The organism is Streptomyces sp. NPDC093109 (assembly GCF_040701725.1).
Lineage (GTDB): Bacteria > Actinomycetota > Actinomycetes > Streptomycetales > Streptomycetaceae > Streptomyces.
Map to the genome: position 1 here is coordinate 201,483 of NZ_JBFBEZ010000001.1, position 19,373 is coordinate 220,855.

Genomic DNA, 19,373 nt, shown 5'->3' on the forward strand with positions numbered 1-19,373 from the left:
GCGTCGGCGTCAGCCCGCCAGATCCCCGAGCAGCTCCCAGGTACGGCGCCGGTCGGCGTCCCCGGCGATCTCCGTCCCCGAGAACACCACCTCCGTCGCACCGGCGTCCCGGTAACGCCGTACCTCGGCGGCAACCCGCTCCTCGTCACCGATCACGGCCACATCGACGGCCCGCAGGCCGCCGGAGAGTCCGATGACCCGCGCGTAGGACGGGAACTGCTCGTAGAACGCGAGCTGTTGGGCGGCCTTCTCGCGTACCCGGTCGACGTCGTCGGTGACCACGCCGTACACCAGCGCGACGATCCGCGGCGCGGGTCGGCCCGCGGCCCGCGCCGCCGCGGTGACGGCCGGGACGATGTGTTCCTCCAGGGCGCGCGGCCCGGCCAGATAGGGCAGGATCCCGTCCGCCAGCTCGCCACTGGCACGCAGCGCCTGCGGCCCCATCGCGGCCACGAGCAGCGGCACACCGGCCTCGGCGCCGGACACGCGCGCGGACATCGGGGGACGCGCGGTGAGCAGCTCGCCGTGGAAGTCCGCGGTACCGGTCTCGGTCAACTGACGCAGAGCGGTGAGGAATTCACGCAGGCGGGCGATGGGCCGCTCGAAGGGGATCCCGAAACCCGTCTCGGTCAGTCGCTTGGTTCCGAGCGCCAGCCCGAGGTGGTAGCGGCCGTGCGTGGCCGCCTGGGCGGTCTGGGCCTGGCTGGAGATCAGCAGCGGGTGGCGGCCGAAGACGGGGATCGCGGACGTGCCCACGTGCAGGCCGGGCACCTCCCGCCCCACGATCGCCGCGAGCTGCGGCGAGTCGGCGCCGAAGGTCTGCCCGAACCAGGCGGACCGCAGCCCCGCGGCGGCGGCCTCGCGGGCGAGCCGCACGGTGGCATCGATCTGGTTGTCGGCGTCTGCCGCGTTGAGTGCTACTCCTACGGTCATGCCCGTGAAAACCAGCGGCGGCCCGCCACGCATTCCTGTGGTGTGTGACGGCTCTCTGTCAGTTGTGTGACGGGCGCTCCCGGGCACCCGCCGCGATGCCGTGCGGCGCCGCCGCGTCGATCGCCGCCAGGTCCTCGGCGCTGAGGTGGATGTCCGCGGCCTCGGCGTTGTGTTCGAGGTAGGTGCGCCGCTTGGTGCCGGGGATGGGGACGACGTCCTGGGCCAGCAGCCAGGCCAGCGTGAGCTGGGTGGGGGTGATGCCCTTGGCCGCGGCCAGTTCGGTGACCTTGTGGACGACCGCCAGGTTCGCCGCGATGTTCTCCTCGGTGAACCGGGGCAGTCCGCGGCGGGCGTCGTCCGGGGCGAGGTCGTCGCGGCGGGTGATCTTCCCGGAGAGGAAGCCCCGGCCCAGCGGGGAGAACGCCACGAACCCGATGCCCAGCTCCCGCACCGTCGCCAGCACCGTGTTGTGCTCGACGTCCCGGCTGAACAGGGAGTACTCCGACTGGAGCGCCGTCAGCGGATGGACGGCGTGCGCCCGGCGGATCTGGTCGGGGGTGGCCTCCGAGAGCCCGATGTAGCGCACCTTCCCGGCCCGGACCATCTCGCTCATGGCGCCGACGCTCTCCTCGACCGGCACCTTCGGGTCGACGCGGTGCAGATAGTAGAGGTCGATGACATCCGTACCGAGGTGGCGCAGGGAGCGGTCCACGGAGCGGTGCGCGTACGCGGCGCTGCCGTTGGGCCCGTGGGGCGTGCCGTCGTCGTCGAACTCGGTGGCGAACTTCGTGGCGAGGGTGATCTCGTCACGCCGTGTGCCGAGCGCGCGGCCGATCAGCTTCTCGTTCTCGAACGGGCCGTACGCCTCGGCCGTGTCGATGAACGTGACGCCGATGTCCACGGCCCGGTTGAGCGTGGCCACGGCCTCGCGCTCGTCGCGCGGGCCGTACCAGACGCTCATGCCCATCGCACCCAGTCCCTCGGCGGAGACGGTGAGACCCTGCGATCCGAGTGTCACGGTTTTCATGAGGAGGAGACGCCCTTCCGTTCGCGGTAAAAACTGATCTTGCGCTCGATGGCCTTCAGATGACTCCGGGTCTCGTTGAGCTGTTCGAGCACGCGCTCGCGGTGCTGCTCCAGCACCGCGAGCCGCTCGGCCTCGTTGTTCTCCCGGCGGCAGATCTCGGTGTACGCGCGGATGTCGCGGATCGGCATGCCGGTGCCGCGGAGCATCACGATGCCGTCCAGCCAGTTCAGATCCCGCGCGAAGTACCGCCGCTGCCCGGAGGCCGCGCGATCGGCGGGCTCGGCCGTCAGACCCTCGCGCTCGTAGTAGCGCAGTGTGTCGATGCTGAGGCCGCAGCGGGCGGCGGCCTCGCCGATCGTCAGACCGCCCGGCGGAATCTCCGGATCCGGCACCCGCCGGGGAACCACTGAAGTCATGACTCCACCCTCCACCCTGGAGCGCGCTCCAGGGCAAACGGTGACGGCCGCACCCCGGCTACACGCCCCACCGGCGGGCCGAGGCCGCCGCGCCCACCGCGACGCCCGCCACGATCAGGACGGCGCTCACGGCGAGCTCGTACCCGTCGAAGAGGCCGTTCCTAAACACCACCGACCAGAGTCTGAACCAGCCGCCGGTCAACTCGTACAGCACGCCACCCACTCCTTGGGAGAGCAGAAGAAAGGACAGGAATCCGAGGAAGGTCTTCACCCGTGAAGGCTAGAAACGGCGTACCGGGGAAGGCCATTGGCCATCGGCAGCGAGCATGCCTACCAAAGTCGCGGGCGGGCCCGGGGCGGTGCGTTCCGAAGTCGCCGCGATCCGGATCTCCGCCCGCCGGGTCACCCCGCCGACCGTCACCGACAGCGTGACACGGCCGGGGCGCAGGGCGGTGATGGTGCCGGTGGCCGGGTCGAAGACCGCCGTGTGGTGGGGGCGGGCACCGCTCCGGGAGCCGATGCGCAGGGAGCGCGAGCCGGTCCAGTCGGCGCTGAGCGGGAAGGCGGCCGGCACCGCCCGCGCCCGCGCGCCCGTCCCCTGCGTGACCGTCGCCGTGACGCGCGCGCTCCGGCCTGCCGCCAGGGCCGCCGGCGCCGTCAGGGTCAGCCCGTCCGTGTGCGCACGCGTCTGTACGGAGAGCCAGTCGGGCCCGCCGCGCCACGGCCGCAGCCGCGCGTCCGTCCACCGCGCGCGCGTCACCCGGTCCACTCCGACCAGTGACCAGCCCGTGAAGCCGCCGCGGTCGGCCGGTCCTGCCGGGGCCTTCCCCGTGTTGCCGTTGACCAGATACGGCACCCCGTCCACCCGCGAGGCGTCGAACACTCCGGCGTGGCCGCCGATGAAGGCGGCGCCCTTGCCCGTCGTCCGGCGGAAGTCCGCGAGCCACCGTTCCAGCAGGGCCGCCTCCTTGCGGTCGGCCAGCTCGCTGGCCCGCTGCCCGGTCGGATCGCGCGGCGGTACGTGCGTGACGACGAGGACCGAGCCCACCCGGTCGTCCCCGGCCGCCGCGTCGAGCTGGTCCCGTACCGCCCTGATCTGGGCGAGGCCGCCGCCGCGCAGGGTCAGCCGGGAGGTGTCGAGCGTCAGGAGCCGGGTGCCGCGGTGGTCGACGACCCGCTGGGCGGGCCCGAACCGCGCCACGAACCGGTCGATGGAGCCGCCCATCACCTCGTGGTTGCCCGGTACGTAGTACCAGGGCAGCGCGTCGCCCAACTCCCGCGTCAGCAGGGCGTGGGCGAGTTCGAGGTCCTCGGGCGCGCCCTCGTCCACGAGATCGCCGTTGACGATCAGGAAGTCCGGCTTCACGGCCCTGATCTCGCGCAGGGTGCGGCGGGCCCGCGCCACGATCGCGCTGTCCGGGTCCCGGGCGACGAACTGCGCGTCGGACATCACCGCGAAACGCCAGTCCCGGCCCGCCACCCGGGCCGCCGTGGTGATCAGCGGATCGGCCGGGCGCGCCGGTTCCGGCAGTTCCACGGCGGGCGGCACCTGAGCCGTCAGCTCGTCCACGGTGATCGCGCCGGTGTACTGCCGGTCGGCCGCGGTCTCGGCGAGATAGAAGCGCTCGACGCTCAGCGGCGCGGCGGCCCCCGGAGGTACGGCGAACGTCACGCGCCGCCAGCCGGTCCAGGTGAGGTACGGGCCGCGCAGCAACTGGTCGGAGCCGGCCGCGTCCTTGAGGTGCAGGGTGGGCCAGGCGCCCCGGCCGTCGCCCTTGATCCAGAGCGTGAAGGACTGCGGTCGCCCCGGCACCGGAACCGGCCGCGGCGGGTTGGCGTAGGCGGCGCGGTTGGCGGTGGACCGGGTGAAGTCGTACGTGAGGGTGAGCCCGGTGCCGGTGTGCCCGTCCGGGGTCGCCGCGAGCGAGCCGCCCGCGCGCGCCTGGCCGAACGTCCAGGACGCCGCGTCGTCGAAGCCGGCCACCGGCCGCTCGTCGAGTCCGACGGTGACGGCGAGGACGGCCGTGACCCCGGCCACCGTCGCCGTGATCCGGCCGGCGCCGCCGGCAGGGGCCCGCACGGTGAAGGAGCCGTGTCCGTCGTCGGTGACGGAGAACCGCGCGGGGTCGTAGTCGAGCCGTGCGTCGGCGGGTTCGACCGGGGCACTGGCACCGTGCGCGTCGAGACCGACGAGGCCGAAGGTGCCGGTCGCCGCCGTGTCGGCGAGGGCGACGCGCTCGGTGGTCGGCAGGAGCCGGGCGAGCGGGTCGAGCACCGTCAGCTCCGTCCTGCCGCCGGCCCGCCCCTGTTCGGCGCGTACCTCCGTGGTGCCGCCGGCCCGGGCGGTGAACACCCCGGCGGCGTCGACACGGCCCACCGAGGGCCGTACGGCGCGCCAGCGCGGACGGCCGGCCGCCGGTCCGTACGTCTCGTCGTGGCCGGTGGCGGTGAGCCGGCGCGTCAGCCCGGGGAAGACCCGCTCCGGGTGGCCGCCCTTCACGGGATCGGCGGTCGGCGCCCCGGCCGGGGGCGTACGGGTCTCGACCCGGAAGCCCGCGAGGCGTCCGCTGCCGGCCGGCGCGGTGATGGCGAGCCCGTTGGGGACCGGGCGCTCGCCGCCGTCGGACGGGCTGTTCGCGACGCTCAGGACATCGCTGCCGGGGGCGCGGGCGACGAGGGTGGCGGAGCCACCGCCGTCGAGGTTCAGCGCGTTGTAGGCACCCGCCCGGCGCATCATCAGTCCCAGCTCGGTCAGGGTGACGCCGCCGCTGTCGGCCTGCCGGCCGTCGACCGTGATCACCCGCATGACGGAGCCGTCGCGGGAGAAGCCGACGGCGGTGCGCGACGCGGCGGTGTTGTTGCCCGCGCCCTCGTGGCGCCGCGCCACGCCGTCCACCACGAGCAGCTCACGGCCGCCGACGGCGGTCCGGGGCAGCGGCCCGCCGTCGGTGCGCGGCCGGTACTCCAGCGCGACCGGATCACCGGGCCGCAGCGCGGCGAGCGCCCGCGCGCCCGCTTCCCTGCCGACGAGGACGGTGGTGCCCGCCACGACCGGGCCTGTGCCCGGACGGTCCGTCACCGACCGGACCCGGCCGTCCCGTACGGCCGCTTCGGCGACCGGGACCGCCCGGTCCACGGTGAGCGCGCGGTCGGCGGCTCCCCAGCCGGCCGTATAGGCGCCGATCCCGTCGGCGGGCACCCGCGCCGCGTTGTACGCGGCGAGCGCGCGCGGCCCCGAGGGGAGCGTCACCGTACCGTCGAAGTACAGCCGCAGGAGCCGGCCCGCGTTCCCCGGGCCGATGCCGACGGCCCGTTCGGCGCCCGCGCCCGCCGACTGCACGAGCCGGCCGGCCGCGAGGGCGGGGCCCTGCGGCGCGCCCGTCCCGTTGATGTCGAAGAAGTCACCGTTGAGCGCGGCGACGGTACGGCGGCCGGGCCCCGGGTCGTGCCGGGCGGCGAGCTCCGAGACCGGACGGCGGTCGGAGACCCGGCCGGAGGACAGATGCTCGACGCCCGCGCCGGCCGCGAGATCGACGGAGAGGGTGTGCACGCGCAGCCACGCGCCGGCTTCGAGCCGGTCGTACGAGGCGAGCCGGACGCCGGGGGCGACGGGCCGGGAGGAGCGCGCCGTCTCGATCCCGTCGGTCCCGTCGGTCCCGTCCGCGCCGTCCCCGGCGGCTTCGCGGGCGCGCGGTGTGCCCGTACCCAGGCCCGCACCGGCGCCCGCACCGGCGCTCGCGGGCGGCGGTGCGACCGGCCGCAGCGCCTCGGCCGCGCTCCGGGGCCGGGGATCGGGCCCGGAGCCGGCGACCGCGGCGGCCGGCGGGAGCGTCCCCGCCAGCAGCGCGGTCAGGGCCGTGGCCAGTACGGCGGTGCGCGCCGCGTACGCGCGGGACCGGCCCGGGCGGTCCGGAATCGTCCGCGAGACTCCCGCTGTGTCCACCACTTCTCCCCGGCACGCCGGCGGCCACCGTGGCCGCGCCACAGAGCAATGAACCAGGGGTGCGGGCAAACGCCGGGGAGAACACGCGGTGAAGCGTGCCGAAGGCGGCGGAACCCGCCGGGCGGCCCGGCCCGCCTCAGCCGGTCCCGGGCCCGTTCCTGCGCAGGAGCAGCAGCGCCCGGTCGTCGTCGCCGTCGCGCTCCACAACGGCCGCGAAGAGCTGGTCGGCCAGTTCCGGGAGCCCGGCCGGGCCGTCGAGGACACGCCGGCGGAGCACCTCCAGGCTGTCGCCCAGGTCGGTGCCCGGCTCCTCCACCAGGCCGTCGGTGCAGAGCAGAATCGTGTCGCCGGGCCCGAGCGTCCCCCGGGTGACCGGGTAGCTGATCCCGCCGGGCCCGGCGAACTCGGCGGAGAGCCCGAGCGGCAGTCCGCCGGCGGTGGGCAGCCACGCGCAGCTGCCGTCGGCGCGCCGCACCAGCGGGTCGAGATGCCCGGCGCGCACGATGCGCAGCGACCCGGTACGCAGGTCGACCTCCACATACGTACAGGTCGCGAAGCGGTCGGTATCCAACTGGCCGAGCAGGACCGAGGCGCGGGCCAGCGCGGTGTCCGGCGGGTGGCCCTCCGCGGTGTAGGCCCACAGCGCCATCCGCAGCTGGCCCATCACCACCGCCGCGTCGGTGTCATGGCCCTGGACGTCGCCGATCGTCAGCCCCACCCGGCCGCCGGGCAGCGGCAGTACGTCGTACCAGTCGCCGCCGACGCTGCGGCCGATCCGCGCCGAGCGGTACCGTACGGCGGTCCGCGCGCCGCTGACGGCCGGGATGTGCCGGGGCAGCATCGCCTGCTGGAGGTCCTCGGCGAGGTCGTGCTGCTGCTCGTAGAGCCTGGTGCGGTGGAGGCTCTGCGCGATACCGCCGCTGAGCGCGACCAGCAGGTTGCGCTCCTCCTCGTGGAAGCCGCCGGGCCGGGGGTAGAGCAGTCCGAGCGCGCCGATGGGCCTGGCCTCGACGATCAGCGGGAGATAGGCGCCGGAGGAGACCGACAGCGGTTCGATGTGCGGCCAGAGCCGCGGATAGGAGGCGCGGAACTCGGCACGGGAGGTGATGAAGCGGGGGCGTCCGGTGCGTACCACCTCGCTCATCGGGTACGGGTCGGCGATCCGGGTGTAGTGCAGCTCGGGGACGAAGGAGCCCGAGCGGGCCTCGGCGAGCAGCCGGATCCGTTCGCCCTCGACGACCCCCAGCATCACGCTCACGGCCGTGAGGTGCCCGAGCGCCTCCTCGTCCCGCAGGATGTCCAGGACGTCGTCGACGGTCCCGGCGGAGGCCAGCAGCGCGGTGGTGCGGGCGACCACGCCGGTCAGCCGCTGCCGGTCCTCGTCCAGATCGCTTCTGGCGGCGATCTCGGCCAGTTCGTGCCGGGCGCCGCGCACGATGCCGATGATCCGGTGCGGCCGGCCCGCGGCGTCGTACCGGATGTGCGCCTGGGTGTGGGTCCAGTGCGGTGCGCCGTCCCGGTCGCGGATCCGGAAGTACGCGCCGTAGTCGGCGATCCCCTCCTTGAGCGCCCGTGCCACCAGGGCCTTGAGGCGGGCCGCGTCGTGCGGCGGGATCAGGGCGGTGAGGGTGGCCGGATCGCCGGTGTACGCGTCGGGCCGCAGGCCGAACAGGCCGAGCGCGGTGGGGTCGAGATGGAGCGATCCGGTGTCGAGATCCCAGTCGAAACTGCCCATGCGGTTCAGAGCGAGGCTCAGGTCCGGATGGGCGGGCCAGTCGTCCGGCGGCGGCGTGGCGGCCGGTGGTGGTGCACCCCGATCGGCCATGGGGCCAGCCTCTCACCGATCGGGCCGCGGCACGCGCGGAGCACCTCCGGGGGTGGTACGGGGCAGCGTCGGAAACATCTTTAGAAAGCGCTTCCTATCGGCCGGGGAGGGGAGCAGACTCGTCTTCACGCCTCCGCGCCTCCATGCGCCGAGCGCGTCACCGCCCACCCCTGAAGAGGATTCCGCTCTCCATGCAGAAACCCGAATCCGTCCCGCGTCCGAGCCCGCTGGACCACCACTACTCCGGGGAACACCCGCTCCGTACCCTCGCCTATCTCTTCCGGCCCGACCGCCGCAGGCTCGCGCTCGCCGTGCTGGTCTTCGCCGTCAAGCACATCCCCGTCTGGCTGCTGCCGCTGATCACGGCCAACATCATCGATGTGGTCGTGGAGCACCGGCCGATCGCCGAGCTCTGGTACAACACCGGCGTCCTCGTGTTCGTCCTCGTCCTGAACTTCCCGCTGGCGCTGCTCTACGCGCGCCTGATGAGTTCCAGCATCCGCCGCATGGGCCGGGAGCTGCGCTCGGCGCTCTGCCGCCGGATGCAGTACCTGTCCATCGGCTACCACGCCCGGGTCAGCGCCGGAGTCCTCCAGACCAAGGTCGTCAGGGACGTCGAGGGCGTCGAGCAGATGACCCAGCAGAGCGCCGACATGGGGCTCGGCGCGATCATGACACTGGTCGGCGGGCTGGTGGTGATCGGCTTCCGGGCCCCCGCGGTGCTGCCGGTCTTCCTGGTCGTCGTCCCGCTGGCGGCGCTGCTGGTGCGCCGGCTGCGCTCGCGGATCCGCAGCAACAACGAGGAGTTCCGGCTGGAGGTCGAACGGATGTCCTCGCACGTCGGTGAGATGACCACGCTGATCCCGATCACCCGCGCCCACGGCCTGGAGCGGACCGCGCTGCACCGGGTCGACCACACCCTGGAGCGGGTGCTGTCCGCCGGGTTCCGGCTCGACCTGCTCAACGGCCGCTTCGGGGCGCTCTCCTGGATCCTGCTCAATACGATGGCGGTCGGCTGTCTCGCGGGCTCCGCGGTCGTCGCGTACCACGGCTGGCTGGGCCTGTCGGCGGGCGATGTCGTCATGATCAGCGCCTTCTTCACGGCGCTGACCGCCTCGCTGACCACCCTGATGGGGCTGACCCCGGTGATCTCCAAGGGGCTGGAGTCGGTACGGTCCATGGGCGAGGTGCTCCAGGCGCCCGATCTGGAGAGCAACGAGGGCAAGGCGCGCGTCGACCGGGTCGGGGGCCGGATCGACTTCGAGGGGATGGGCTTCCGTTACCCCGGGGCGACGGAGGCGTCGGTGCGCGGCTTCGACCTCTCCGTACGGCCCGGCGAGACGATAGCCCTGGTCGGGGCGTCGGGCGCGGGCAAGTCCACCATCCTGAACCTGCTCATCGGCTTCATCCGGCCCACGGAGGGCCGGATCCTGCTGGACGGCGCGGACATGGCGGAGCTGGATCTGCGCACCTACCGGCGCTTCCTGTCGGTGGTCCCGCAGGAGTCGATCCTCTTCGAGGGGTCCATCCGGGAGAACGTGACCTACGGCCTGGAGGGCGGCGCCGACGACGACGCGCTGCGGCGGGCGCTGGTCGCCGCGAACGCGATGGAGTTCGTCGAACGGCTGCCCGAGGGGCTGGACACGGTGGTCGGGCAGCGCGGCGCACGGCTGTCCGGCGGACAGAGGCAGCGGCTCGCCATCGCCAGGGCGCTGATCAGGGACCCGCGCGTGCTGGTGCTGGACGAGGCGACCTCGGCGCTGGACAACCGGTCGGAGGCGCTGATCCAGGACGCCCTGTCCCAGCTGGTGCGGGGCCGGACGGTGTTCGTCGTCGCGCACCGGCTGTCCACCATCCGGGGCGCGGACCGGATCGTCGTGATGGACCGGGGCGGTGTGGTCGAGGTGGGCAGCCACCAGGAACTGCTGGCCCGGGGCGGCGCGTACGCCACCACGCTCCAGCCGCGCCGCTCGGGCTGAGGCTGCGCCGATCAGGTGGGGGACAGAACCGATCCGAAATGGATGGCGTGTTGGGCGTTACCGCGCGTCGGCCACGGCGTTGAAGTGCGTGAAGGCCGCACATCGTGCGGCTGCGCTCCACACGTTCAAGGAGATTCTTGATGTCGCGTATCGCGAAGGCAACCGCTGTTCTCGTCGGCACGGGCGCCGTGCTGGCCGGTGGCGCCGGTATGGCCGCTGCCGACGCCGGCGCCGGCGCCACCGCTGTCGGCTCCCCCGGTGTGCTCTCCGGCAATGTCATCCAGGTGCCGGTGCACATCCCCGTCAACCTCTGCGGCAACACGATCGACGTCGTCGGTCTGCTCAACCCGGCGTTCGGCAACACCTGCGTCAACACCTCGGGCTTCCACGGCGGCTACGGCTACTGAGCCACGGTCACCGACCGCGGAATGACGGTGTGCGGCCCGCGGGCCGCGTGATCCGGTGAGGGACGGCCCCCCGCGTGCGAACGCGGGGGGCCGTCGCGCGTGCGCGGCTCTACTCGGCGTAGCGGTAGAGCCCGCTGTGGCCGAGGAGTTCGGACGGTTTGACGTTCCACGGCGGGAGGGGTTCCTCCAGGCTGATCACCCGGCCGCGCTGCGGATCGCCGGCGCCCAGCCGCCGCGCGGGCAGATAGCCGGAGGCCGGGTGCGCTCGCTGCCAGCGGTCCCAGAGCAGATCGACGAAGGAGTGATGGAGCCAGAAGACGGGATCGTTCGGGGAGGCCGTGCTGAGCATGGCGCCGCCGACCCAGCGGTGGACCCGGTTGTGGTTGCGTCCGCGCGCGTCTCCGGTGATCCAGCCCTCCAGCCGGTTGCGGAAGCCGGTGGTGACGGTCGAGTCCCAGGGCTCCGCGTCGTACGCCGTCTCGTCGAGCGCCGAGGCGACCTCGGTCCTGCTGGGCAGGGAGACCGGGGCGGACGGGCGGCCGAGGTCACGGGTCAGGAACTTGCCCGTCGTCACACCGTTCCTGATGGTCCAGTTGCCCTCCTTGTGGGCGAAAGGACCGGTGGTCACCTGCTGGTCGCGGGCGCGGCCGGTGCCGCCGAGGAAGTCCTCGGCCCAGAGCCCGGCGGCGGGCGTGTTGTCGGCCGTCCAGTCCCAGTACGGGACGGTCACCTTGGGGTCCACGCGCTGGAGGGCACGCTCGAACTCCAGCAGGAACCGCCGGTGCCAGGGCAGGAAGGACGGCGCCATATGTCCGGCGCGCGGGCCGTCCTGCTGGTCGGAGACGTTGTACTGGTCGTGCAGCCGGACGAAGTCCTCGTACTCGCCGGAGCGTTTCACCGCGAGGACGGCGGCGACGAAGCTCTTCTTCTCGGCGGCGGTGAGATCGCGCTGGTTCTTCCTGGTGTACACGGGTGGGCCCTCCCCGGGTCCGGATGGGGTCAGAGGTGGTGGACCGGTCCGGTGCCCGCGAGTTGGGCGCCCCTGAGGTCGTCCACCGCCGCCCTCGCCGCCTCGATCGGCGTCGGGAACGGTTCGTAGTGGTTGACCGCGCTCAGATAGCTGCCGTCCGCGCGCCGCATCAGATGCAGGGGCCGCCCGTCGATCCGGATGTCGGGCAGGGGTTCGGATACGGGCGCGGAGGCGGGCCCGGACGCGGAGCCGGCGGGAACCGCGGCGGGGGCCGGGGCGCCGGCCCGGATCCGGATATGTCGTCCCCGGTACATCTCGTCGAGCACCGGACCGGCGCCGTCCCCGTCCCCGTCCCCGTCCCCGTCGACGCCGCCGCCTCCGTCCCCGTTCCCGGAGCGGCCGGCCCGGAGGATCGGGGCCAGCGCCGCCGATGTGCCCGTGACCACCCCCAGGGTGAACAGCGCGCGCAGGAACCGGCGCCGGGTGCGGTCCCTCCGGGACGGCCCGGCGCCCCCGGCCGCCCGGCCCTCCGGCCTCGTCTGGATTCCGTCCGTCATCTGGCCTCCGCTCGTCGCACACCCTTCGGTGGGGACAACGAGACGGCGGGACAAGGGTTATCGGACGGCCGGGGAGGGACGGAAACGGGGTCAGACGATGCCGGTGACCGTCACCGTGATCCGCACCCGGTCGCCGGGCTCGGACAGCACGGCCTCCGCCGCCGCCCCGGCCGTCTCCCGTACGGCGCGGGTGACGTCGAGCGTCCGGTGCGTGGCGCGCGTGACCAGCTGGATGTCGATGTGCCAGACGCCCCTGCCGCCGGCCGGCGGCCGTACCCGTACCCCTGCGGTACCGCCGTCCGTACCGGCACCGGTGCCGGCGCGTCCGGCGCGGGAGGCCGCGGAGGCGCGGAGCCGGTCGACGATGCCGGGCCGCAGGAACGCCACCCCCGGGACCCGGCGCGCGGCGTCCGCCGCCGCGAGGGACAGTTCGTCCTGGATCTTCCGCTGTGTGCTCATCGGTGTCCTCCCTCCTCGTGCTCGGCGGCGTCCAGGACATCCACGATCAGTACGTCGATGCGCGCCACGTCGATGCCGATGGCCTCCCTGGCGGCTTCGGCCACCCGTTCCCTTACCGACTCGGCCAGTTCCGGCAGGCGCCACCGGAGTCCGGCGGCCACCTCCAGCCTGACCCGGACCGGGCCCCGGTCCCCCGGGCCCGCGCCGGCCGTCGTCGGGCGCCGGGCGGCGTCCGGGTCCAGCGGGGTGATCCGGCAGCTGCCGGCCCGTACGGACGGCAGGGTCTCGGCGGCGGCGCGGAAGGCGCGGGCAGCCGCGGCCTCCACGATCCAGGCGTCGTCCTCGGGCCCGCCGAGCGGCAGCGTCCGGCCGGGGCGCAGCTCCAGGCGGACGATGTCCATGACGCGGCCGGTCAGTTCGGCGAGACCGGCCGGGTCGGGTGCCTCGTCCGTACGGGCCTCGCGTACGGCGTCGTCCAGCGCGGCCAGATCGGCCAGGGCGGCGGCGCAGTGCGGGCAGGTGGTCAGATGGGGGTCGCCGGAGGCCTCTCCGGCGTCCCACGCCTCCCAGACGGCGCTCAGTTCGCGTCCGCAGGGCAGCGGTTCCTCGTCGTGGATCTGCTCGTGCCCGGGTGTCTCCCCCGGCTCCCCGGGGCGGCCCGGGCGCGCGTTCAGCGCCATGCGCTCATCGCCTCCGTCAGGTAGCGGCGTGCTCGGAAGACCCGGCCGCGGACCGCCTGAAGGCTGATTCCGACCGTTTCCGCGATGTTCTCGTACGACTGTCCGTGCAGCTCACGCAGCACCCAGCAGGCGCGCTGCTCCGGCGAGAGGCCGGCCATGGCCTCGGCCAGGGCGCGGGTGGCGGCGTGGGACTCGGCGACCCGGGCGGGCGAGGACTGATGCTCGGGCGCGGCCGGTTCGGGTACCGAGTCGAGATCGGTGGCCGGGCGGCGCGCGCGCAGCTGGTTGAGGCACCGGTTGGTGACGATCCGGTACATCCAGGTCCTGAAGGCCGATTCGCCGCGGAACTCCGGCAGCTTCCGCCAGGCGTTCACGAACGCGTCCTGTACGGCGTCCTCGGCCTCGGTGCGGCTGCCCAGCAGCCGGGTGGCCAGCTGGAGCATGACCGGGCCGTGCCGGCGCACCAGCGTCTCGAACGCCTCTTCGTCGCCTTCGCCCGCGCGTACGGCCAGCAGACCGTCGTCGGAGCGGTCCGGCTCCGGCGGCCGTTCCCGGTCCGGCGCGTGGGCCGGCAGTTGATTCCCGTTGCCGGGCACTCAGCGGCTCCTCTCGGCATCCCCGTTCCCCCCATTTCCGGGGGACGGGGGCTTGGACACCTGACACGGGTCATCGTCACGCGCGGAACGCCCTCAGAAGAATTTTTCCGGAATTCCGTCGTGTCCGCGTGACGATGTCCCCGATGGTGGGTCCAACGAGTCGAGAGTCCCCGAGAGCCGGGCGACCGGACGAGAAGTCAGGAGGCTGTCCCATGACAGCGACCCAGGAAGCTCCCGTGATCGAGAAGGCCCTGACCGGACCGGGTGGCGCGGGATCCCCTCTGGTGGGCTCCGCGGTCGTGGGCTCCACCACCGTGGGCGCCGGTGCGGTGGGTACGGACGAGCCGGCCGCCACGCGCGGCAGGACCTCGATCGCGGATGTCGTGGTCGTCAAGATCGCGGGGATGGCGGCGCGGGAGATCCCCGGCGTGTACGACATGGGCGGCGGGCTCTCCCGCACCATCGGCGCCGTGCGCGACCGGGTGCCCGGCGGGCGGCCCAATGTGGGCCGCGGTGTCAAGGTGGAGGTCGGCGAGCGGCAGACCGCGATCGATCTGGACCTGGTGGTGGAGTACGGCGTGGCGATCACCGAGGTGGCGCGCGATGTCAGGGAGAACGTCATCGCGGCGGTCGAGCGGATCACGGGCCTCGAAGTCGTCGAGGTGAACGTGACGGTCAACGACGTACATCTCCCGGACGACGACCACGACACGGGCGGCTCCGAGGCGCGGGTCTCCTGACGTCCGGCCCGGCCGGCCGGGCCGGACGCCGCCCGCAGGATGCCGCCCGGATGCCGCCCGCCGGTGCCGCCGGTCGGCGCCGACGCCGCGATCAGGCAGGCTGTGACCTGGCCCGTCGAACCATGACGGCATGGTCGAGCACGCAGGAGGCAGCGTTGTCCGCCGAGGAATCCGGACGCAGGGACGTGGAAAAGGCCGGCGGGAGCGCGCGGGCGTGGCGCGACCGGCTGGCCGGCGCGCTGCGCCGTACGCCGGTGGCGCTGTGGAACGACGATGCCATGGACCGGGCGGCGGCGCTCACGTACTACGCGGTGCTGGCCATCTTCCCGGCGCTGCTGGTCACCGTCTGCTCCATCGGGCTCATCGGCCCTGACGCCAGTGGTCAGTTCACCGATCAGGCCGCGGGGCTGGTGCCCGGGCAGTCGCGGACGCTGGTGCGCAGCGCGCTGATGGAGATGGCGCAGCAGCGGTCCGCGGCCTGGCTGCTGGGGTCGGCGGGCGCGGTCGGCGCGCTGTGGTCGTCGTCCAGCTATCTCGGGGTGTTCCGCCGGGGGTTGCACGCGATGCACGGCGCGGTGGACCACCGGCCGCCGTGGCGGACCGCGCCGCGGATCGCGCTGACCGCGCTCGGCATGCTGGCGCTGCTGGTGACCAGCGCCTTCACCCTCGTCCTCACCGGGGAGGCCGCGGCCACGCTGGGGCGGCTGCTGGGGATGGGGACGACGGTGTCGATGGTGTGGCGGTCGCTGAAGTGGCCGTTGCTGGTGGCACTGGCGGCGGTGCTGGTGCTGATGGTGTTCCGGACGGGTCCGGTCGGTACGCGCCGGCTGCGGCGGGCGCTGCCCGGTGGGATTCTGGCGGTGGCGCTCTGGCTGCTGACGTCGGCGGGGTTCGCGGTGTACACGTCGCACGCGGGAACGTACAACCGGCTCTACGGCTCGCTCGCCGGGATCATCGTGTTCCTGGTCTGGCTCTGGGTCACCAATCTGTCGCTGCTGGCCGGTGCCCAGTTCAACGCCGAACTGGCGCGGGGCGCGGCGGCGGACACGGCCGGGGCCGGTCCGACCGCGGCCGGGGCGGACACCGCGCGGGTGCCGGCCCCGGCCCGGCCGGCCGGTGCGGAGGAGCGGACGGAGTGAGCCGCTCCCCCATCCGCCGGGTCAGCAGCTCAGGTTGGCTCCCGGGGTGGTGCCCAGGATCTGCGTGAAGCTCTGGTAGCTGTTGATCCGGCTCTGCACCTGCCCGGGGTTGCCCCCGTTGCACTCGATGGACCCGTTGATGGAACGGATGGTCTCACCGAAGCCGTATCCGTTGACCATGGCGTTGTGCGGGGTCATCGTGCCGGGTCCGCTCTGGGTGTTCCAGTACCAGAGAGCGGTCTTCCAGGCCACCGCCGAGTCGGTCTGGACGAGGTTGGGGTTGCGCAGCAGGTCGATGCCGAGGGCGTCGCCCGCGGCCTTGTAGTTGAAGTTCCAGCTGAGCTGGATCGGCCCGCGTCCGTAGTAGGCGGCCTGGCCGGCCGGGCAGCCGTACGGCTGGGTCGTGTCGCAGTAGTGGGGGTAGTTGGCGGTGTTCTGCTCGACTATGTGGACCAGCCCGCCGGTCTCGTGGCTGACGTTGGCCAGGAAGGCGGCGGCCTCCTGGCGCTTGACGGTGTCGCTGCCGGTGTTCGCGAAGCCCGGGTAGGCGCTGAGCGCGGCGGTCAGCCCGCTGTAGGTGTAGAAGGGGTTCCGGCTCGGGAACATCTGGTTGAACTGGGCCTCGCCGACGACGAATCCGCCGGCCGGGGGCGGGTCGGTCGGGTTGCCGGCGCAGGTGTGGGGGGACCAGTACCAGGTGCTGATCACCGGGTCGTAGCCCGGGTTGTCGTGGGTCGCCACGTAGTACTTCCCGTCGGTGTACGTGACGATGTCGCCGGTGACGTACGCGCGGCCCGCGACCCAGGCCGGGTAGGAACACGCGCCCGAGCCGCCGCCGGATCCGCCGTCACAGCCGCCCTGGTCGGCCCAGACGTCGGTGGTGCCGGGGGTCTCCCCCTGCGTCCACCACTTGGCCAGCCAGTTGCGGCCGTTGTACGAGGCGGTGTTGCCGCCGGTGTACACGGCGGACGCGTTCCAGCCCGCGGCGCAGGTCGCGGCGGAGGCGGAGGGGACGGGAAGGAACAGCAGGAGGGCGAGGGCCGAGGCCATTGCGGTGAGCAGGGTCATGACACGCTGTCGCGCAGGACGTCTCACAGGTCTCACTCCTTCGAGCGGCGGGCAGCCGGAGCCGGCCGCTCGCCATGGGGGGTGAGAGAACCACACCGGAAGACGGCCACGCCTGTCAAGGTCTAGACCAAGTCCGCGGCCGTAGCCCGTAGCCGTAGCCGCCACCTCGGCCGTCAGCGGCGCGCGCCTGCCAGCGTCGAGGCGCGGACGACCAGTTCGGGCTGGAGCACGATGCGCCGGTGCCGGTGCGCGGCGGCCTCGTCGCCGGTCTCCTCGATCAGCAGATCGGCCGCGGCGCCCCCGAGCTGAACGGCGGGCTGGCGCACCGAGGTCAGCGGCACGGCGGCGGCCGCGGCGAACTCGATGTCGTCGTAGCCGACGAGGGCGATGTCCTCGGGCACCCGTACCCCCGCGTGGTAGAGGGTCTGGAGGACCCCGAGGGCGAGCAGGTCGTTGGCGCAGAACACGGCGGCCGGCCGGGGCGCCATGCCCAGCAGCCGCGCCCCGGCGTCCCGGCCCGCCGTGACATCGAGCCGCGCGGCCTCGACATGGCGCAGCGCGGCGGGCGGCAGGCCGGCCTCGGCGAGGGCCAGCAGCGCGCCGTCGCGGCGGTTCTGGCACTGCGCCAGATGCATCGGTCCGCTGACGTACGCGATGTCGCGGCTGCCGCGGCGCAGCAGATGGCGGACGGCCAGCGCGCCGCCGTTGACATCGTCCACGGAGACCGAGCAGCCGTCGGCGCTGGGGACGACCCGGTCGACGAAGACGAACGGGATGCCGTGGCGGCGGAACGCGTCGAGGTTGCGGCCGCTCATGTCGGCGGGGGTGACCAGCACGCCCCGTACCCGCTGTTCGGAGAAGAGCGTGAGGTACGCGGCCTCCTCCTCCGGGCTCTCCGCGCTGTTGCAGAGCATCACCCCGAGCCCGGCGGCGCGCGCGGAGCGTTCCGCGCCCGAGGCGACGGCCACGAAGAACGGGTTAGCCATGTCGAGGACGAGCACGGCCAGGATGCGGCTGCGGCCCGCGCGCAGCTGGCGCGCGGATTCGCTGCGTACGTAGCCGAGCCGTTCGATGGCGGACAGGACGCGGAGGCGGGTCTCCTCGGTGACGGAGTCGGGACGGTTGATCACGTTCGAGACGGTGCCCACGGAGACACCGGCCGCCCCGGCCACGTCCTTGATACCCACCGGCCGTCTCATCGGACGGCGACTTCCACCAGGTCGAGGCCGGTCAGTCCGGCCAGCGCGCGCAGTTCGGGCAGCAGCGCGCCGGTGGCCAGGGCCCAGTGGTGGCCGACCCCGCTGGCGCTCCACGCGTCGGTCCACTCGCCCGGGTCGCAGCCGAAGGAGACGCGGGAGGTGGTGTTGCCGATCTCCAGGTGCGGCCCGTCGACCACCTCGCCCTCGGCGGCGATCAGCCGGTAGCGGCCGTCGCGGGTCTGGCCGAGTCCGACCAGGGTGACGGGTCCGTGCCGTACGTCGAATTCGACGGAGACGCCCCAGCCGCGCTTGCCGTGGTAGACGCCGAGTCCGCGCAGCAGCGGCTTGCGGGCGCTGATGGCGAGGTGTCCGGGGCCGTCGTGGCCCATCTCGACCACGCCGGCGGTGAAGTCCAGTGCCTGGAGTTCGGTGAAGGAGCCGCCGGCGCCGAGGCGGTCGGCGATCAGCATGGCCAGCGAGGTGCGCAGTTCGTACTCCCCGCAGGCCGGGACCCCGCGCGAGGTCAGCAGGGAGGAGCCCAGGATCATGCCGGCGCCGAGCCGTTCGTGGATCTCGCCGTTCAGCCCGCGGTGGTAGTACGCGAGGGAGTCCAGGTCGAAGTCCGCGACGAGCCGGTCGAGGCCGACGGCGACGCGCGCGGCCCACCGCAGGTCGTCCTCGTCCACGGAGGCGGCGATCTCGAAGACCTCCCGGGTCTCCGCCAGCTTCGCCGTGACGTCGCCGTCCCCGGCCTGCTCGGCCCGTACCCGCAGATCGTCGAACTCGACGACCTCCACATGGCCGCCGAGCTGCCCGGGGACCATGGTGAGGTCGGTGGCGACGTCGTACATGCCGGGGTAGAGGTGTCCCATCAGCCCGTGCCGGCCGCGCCTGAGCACCGCGCGGACCCCGGCGGCGCGGATCCAGCGGCCGATGCGCTGCCAGGCGCGCTCGTCCTCCAGATGGCCGGAGACCGAGCGGAACGGGACGCCGACGCGTTCGAAGGCGTTGGCCATCTCGGGCAGCGGGCAGGCGCCGCAGTACGCGAGCCACTGGCCGGTGTCGAACGACGCGTGGTCCATGGCCGGGCTCGGCTGGAGGTTGATGAGCAGGACGGGCGCGCCGCTGCGCTGGGCGACGGGGACGAGCATCGTGGCCGTCATATAGGTGGTGAGGAAGCCGACGATCAGATCGCAGTCGGCGGCGCGCAGCCGCTCGGCCGCCGCCGCGCCCTCCTCGGCGTCGGAGATGAAGCCGACGTCGACGACCTCGGCGTCGAACGCGCGCATGCGTTCCGTGACACGGGCGGCCGATCGGCGCAGCCGCGGGAGCAGGTCGGGAAACTGGGGCCAGTACGCCCCCAGCCCGCCCGCGACCAGGCCGATCCTGGGTTTCCTGGCGACAGCGGGGATCCGTGCGGTCATGAGGGTTCCTT

At 73.4% G+C, this 19,373-nt stretch carries 17 protein-coding genes and 1 pseudogene; 4 read left to right on the plus strand and 14 right to left on the minus strand.

From position 1 onward, the window contains the following. Window positions 1-9: 9 nt before the first annotated feature. The 6 genes and pseudogenes from AB0389_RS00895 to AB0389_RS00920 all read right to left on the minus strand — a co-directional run. Window positions 10-933 (minus strand): TIGR03564 family F420-dependent LLM class oxidoreductase, encoded by a 924-nt coding sequence (locus AB0389_RS00895; protein WP_366393146.1) that lies wholly within the window; start codon window positions 931-933, stop codon window positions 10-12. Between the two features lie 58 nt (window positions 934-991). Further along, window positions 992-1,960 carry an aldo/keto reductase gene (locus tag AB0389_RS00900; protein WP_366393147.1) on the minus strand — a complete coding sequence of 323 codons (969 nt, stop codon included), beginning with the start codon at window positions 1,958-1,960 and terminating at the stop codon, window positions 992-994. Further along, the gene (locus AB0389_RS00905; protein WP_366393148.1) at window positions 1,957-2,376 is read right to left on the minus strand and encodes a MerR family transcriptional regulator; all 420 of its coding nucleotides are present in this window, start codon (window positions 2,374-2,376) and stop codon (window positions 1,957-1,959) included. Before AB0389_RS00905 ends, AB0389_RS00900 begins: the two co-directional genes overlap by 4 nt. Before the next feature lie 58 nt (window positions 2,377-2,434). Next, a complete protein-coding gene (locus tag AB0389_RS00910) occupies window positions 2,435-2,647 on the minus strand; it encodes a hypothetical protein (protein ID WP_366393149.1) in 213 nt (70 codons plus the stop codon). A 9-nt stretch (window positions 2,648-2,656) separates the two neighbouring features. Beyond that, entirely contained in the window at window positions 2,657-6,241 is a 3,585-nt protein-coding gene (locus tag AB0389_RS00915) for a phosphodiester glycosidase family protein (protein ID WP_366393425.1), read from the minus strand. 235 nt (window positions 6,242-6,476) lie between these two features. Beyond that, window positions 6,477-8,144 (minus strand): annotated as a pseudogene (locus AB0389_RS00920) (SpoIIE family protein phosphatase); the annotation flags it as partial. A gap of 191 nt (window positions 8,145-8,335) precedes the next feature. Between AB0389_RS00920 and AB0389_RS00925 the strand changes: the two are divergent. After that, window positions 8,336-10,123, plus strand: a complete 1,788-nt coding sequence (locus AB0389_RS00925; RefSeq protein ID WP_366393150.1) for an ABC transporter ATP-binding protein — start codon at window positions 8,336-8,338, stop codon at window positions 10,121-10,123. 140 nt (window positions 10,124-10,263) lie between these two features. After that, entirely contained in the window at window positions 10,264-10,530 is a 267-nt protein-coding gene (locus AB0389_RS00930) for a chaplin (RefSeq protein ID WP_366393151.1), read from the plus strand. Window positions 10,531-10,639: 109 nt separating this feature from the next. On the opposite strand, the gene AB0389_RS00935 is transcribed toward AB0389_RS00930, so the two are convergent. The 5 genes from AB0389_RS00935 to AB0389_RS00955 form a co-directional block, all read right to left on the minus strand. Continuing rightward, the gene (locus AB0389_RS00935) at window positions 10,640-11,500 is read right to left on the minus strand and encodes a tyrosinase family protein (RefSeq protein ID WP_366393152.1); all 861 of its coding nucleotides are present in this window, start codon (window positions 11,498-11,500) and stop codon (window positions 10,640-10,642) included. Between the two features lie 29 nt (window positions 11,501-11,529). Next, window positions 11,530-12,057 (minus strand): tyrosinase family oxidase copper chaperone, encoded by a 528-nt coding sequence (locus tag AB0389_RS00940; RefSeq protein ID WP_366393153.1) that lies wholly within the window; start codon window positions 12,055-12,057, stop codon window positions 11,530-11,532. 90 nt (window positions 12,058-12,147) lie between these two features. Continuing rightward, window positions 12,148-12,516, minus strand: a complete 369-nt coding sequence (locus tag AB0389_RS00945; RefSeq protein WP_366393154.1) for an Asp23/Gls24 family envelope stress response protein — start codon at window positions 12,514-12,516, stop codon at window positions 12,148-12,150. Next, complete coding sequence (locus AB0389_RS00950; RefSeq protein WP_366393155.1) at window positions 12,513-13,196, minus strand: hypothetical protein; 684 nt, start codon at window positions 13,194-13,196, stop codon at window positions 12,513-12,515. Before AB0389_RS00950 ends, AB0389_RS00945 begins: the two co-directional genes overlap by 4 nt. After that, a complete protein-coding gene (locus AB0389_RS00955; RefSeq protein ID WP_366393156.1) occupies window positions 13,187-13,792 on the minus strand; it encodes a sigma-70 family RNA polymerase sigma factor in 606 nt (201 codons plus the stop codon). The genes AB0389_RS00950 and AB0389_RS00955 overlap by 10 nt, the downstream gene beginning before the upstream one ends. Window positions 13,793-14,004: 212 nt before the next feature. Between AB0389_RS00955 and AB0389_RS00960 the strand changes: the two genes are divergently transcribed. Then, window positions 14,005-14,532: an Asp23/Gls24 family envelope stress response protein gene (locus AB0389_RS00960; RefSeq protein ID WP_366393157.1), complete on the plus strand. Its 528-nt coding sequence runs from the start codon at window positions 14,005-14,007 to the stop codon at window positions 14,530-14,532. Window positions 14,533-14,687: 155 nt separating this feature from the next. Further along, a complete protein-coding gene (locus AB0389_RS00965) occupies window positions 14,688-15,671 on the plus strand; it encodes a YihY/virulence factor BrkB family protein (RefSeq protein WP_366393158.1) in 984 nt (327 codons plus the stop codon). A 21-nt stretch (window positions 15,672-15,692) separates the two neighbouring features. On the opposite strand, the gene AB0389_RS00970 is transcribed toward AB0389_RS00965, so the two are convergent. The 3 genes from AB0389_RS00970 to AB0389_RS00980 all read right to left on the minus strand — a co-directional run bounded on the left by AB0389_RS00970 (window position 15,693) and on the right by AB0389_RS00980 (window position 19,362). Beyond that, a complete protein-coding gene (locus AB0389_RS00970; RefSeq protein ID WP_366393426.1) occupies window positions 15,693-16,739 on the minus strand; it encodes a glycoside hydrolase family 19 protein in 1,047 nt (348 codons plus the stop codon). Window positions 16,740-16,912: 173 nt separating this feature from the next. Continuing rightward, on the minus strand, window positions 16,913-17,938 hold the full coding sequence (locus AB0389_RS00975; protein ID WP_366393159.1) for a LacI family DNA-binding transcriptional regulator: 1,026 nt from the start codon (window positions 17,936-17,938) through the stop codon (window positions 16,913-16,915). Next, entirely contained in the window at window positions 17,935-19,362 is a 1,428-nt protein-coding gene (locus tag AB0389_RS00980) for an L-fucose/L-arabinose isomerase family protein (protein WP_366393160.1), read from the minus strand. Before AB0389_RS00980 ends, AB0389_RS00975 begins: the two co-directional genes overlap by 4 nt. Window positions 19,363-19,373 lie beyond the last annotated feature (11 nt).

What these genes read in the sequence shown, in the direction of transcription:
- AB0389_RS00940 (WP_366393153.1), bottom strand. Translation starts at nt 12,057, where the DNA reads ATGACGGACGGAATCCAGACGAGGCCGGAGGGCCGGGCGGCCGGGGGC.
- AB0389_RS00905 (WP_366393148.1), bottom strand. Translation starts at nt 2,376, where the DNA reads ATGACTTCAGTGGTTCCCCGGCGGGTGCCGGATCCGGAGATTCCGCCG.
- AB0389_RS00970 (WP_366393426.1), bottom strand. Translation starts at nt 16,739, where the DNA reads ATGACCCTGCTCACCGCAATGGCCTCGGCCCTCGCCCTCCTGCTGTTC.
- AB0389_RS00950 (WP_366393155.1), bottom strand. Translation starts at nt 13,196, where the DNA reads ATGGCGCTGAACGCGCGCCCGGGCCGCCCCGGGGAGCCGGGGGAGACA.
- AB0389_RS00960 (WP_366393157.1), top strand. Translation starts at nt 14,005, where the DNA reads ATGACAGCGACCCAGGAAGCTCCCGTGATCGAGAAGGCCCTGACCGGA.
- AB0389_RS00925 (WP_366393150.1), top strand. Translation starts at nt 8,336, where the DNA reads ATGCAGAAACCCGAATCCGTCCCGCGTCCGAGCCCGCTGGACCACCAC.
- AB0389_RS00895 (WP_366393146.1), bottom strand. Translation starts at nt 933, where the DNA reads ATGACCGTAGGAGTAGCACTCAACGCGGCAGACGCCGACAACCAGATC.
- AB0389_RS00930 (WP_366393151.1), top strand. Translation starts at nt 10,264, where the DNA reads ATGTCGCGTATCGCGAAGGCAACCGCTGTTCTCGTCGGCACGGGCGCC.
- AB0389_RS00900 (WP_366393147.1), bottom strand. Translation starts at nt 1,960, where the DNA reads ATGAAAACCGTGACACTCGGATCGCAGGGTCTCACCGTCTCCGCCGAG.
- AB0389_RS00980 (WP_366393160.1), bottom strand. Translation starts at nt 19,362, where the DNA reads ATGACCGCACGGATCCCCGCTGTCGCCAGGAAACCCAGGATCGGCCTG.
- AB0389_RS00945 (WP_366393154.1), bottom strand. Translation starts at nt 12,516, where the DNA reads ATGAGCACACAGCGGAAGATCCAGGACGAACTGTCCCTCGCGGCGGCG.
- AB0389_RS00975 (WP_366393159.1), bottom strand. Translation starts at nt 17,938, where the DNA reads ATGAGACGGCCGGTGGGTATCAAGGACGTGGCCGGGGCGGCCGGTGTC.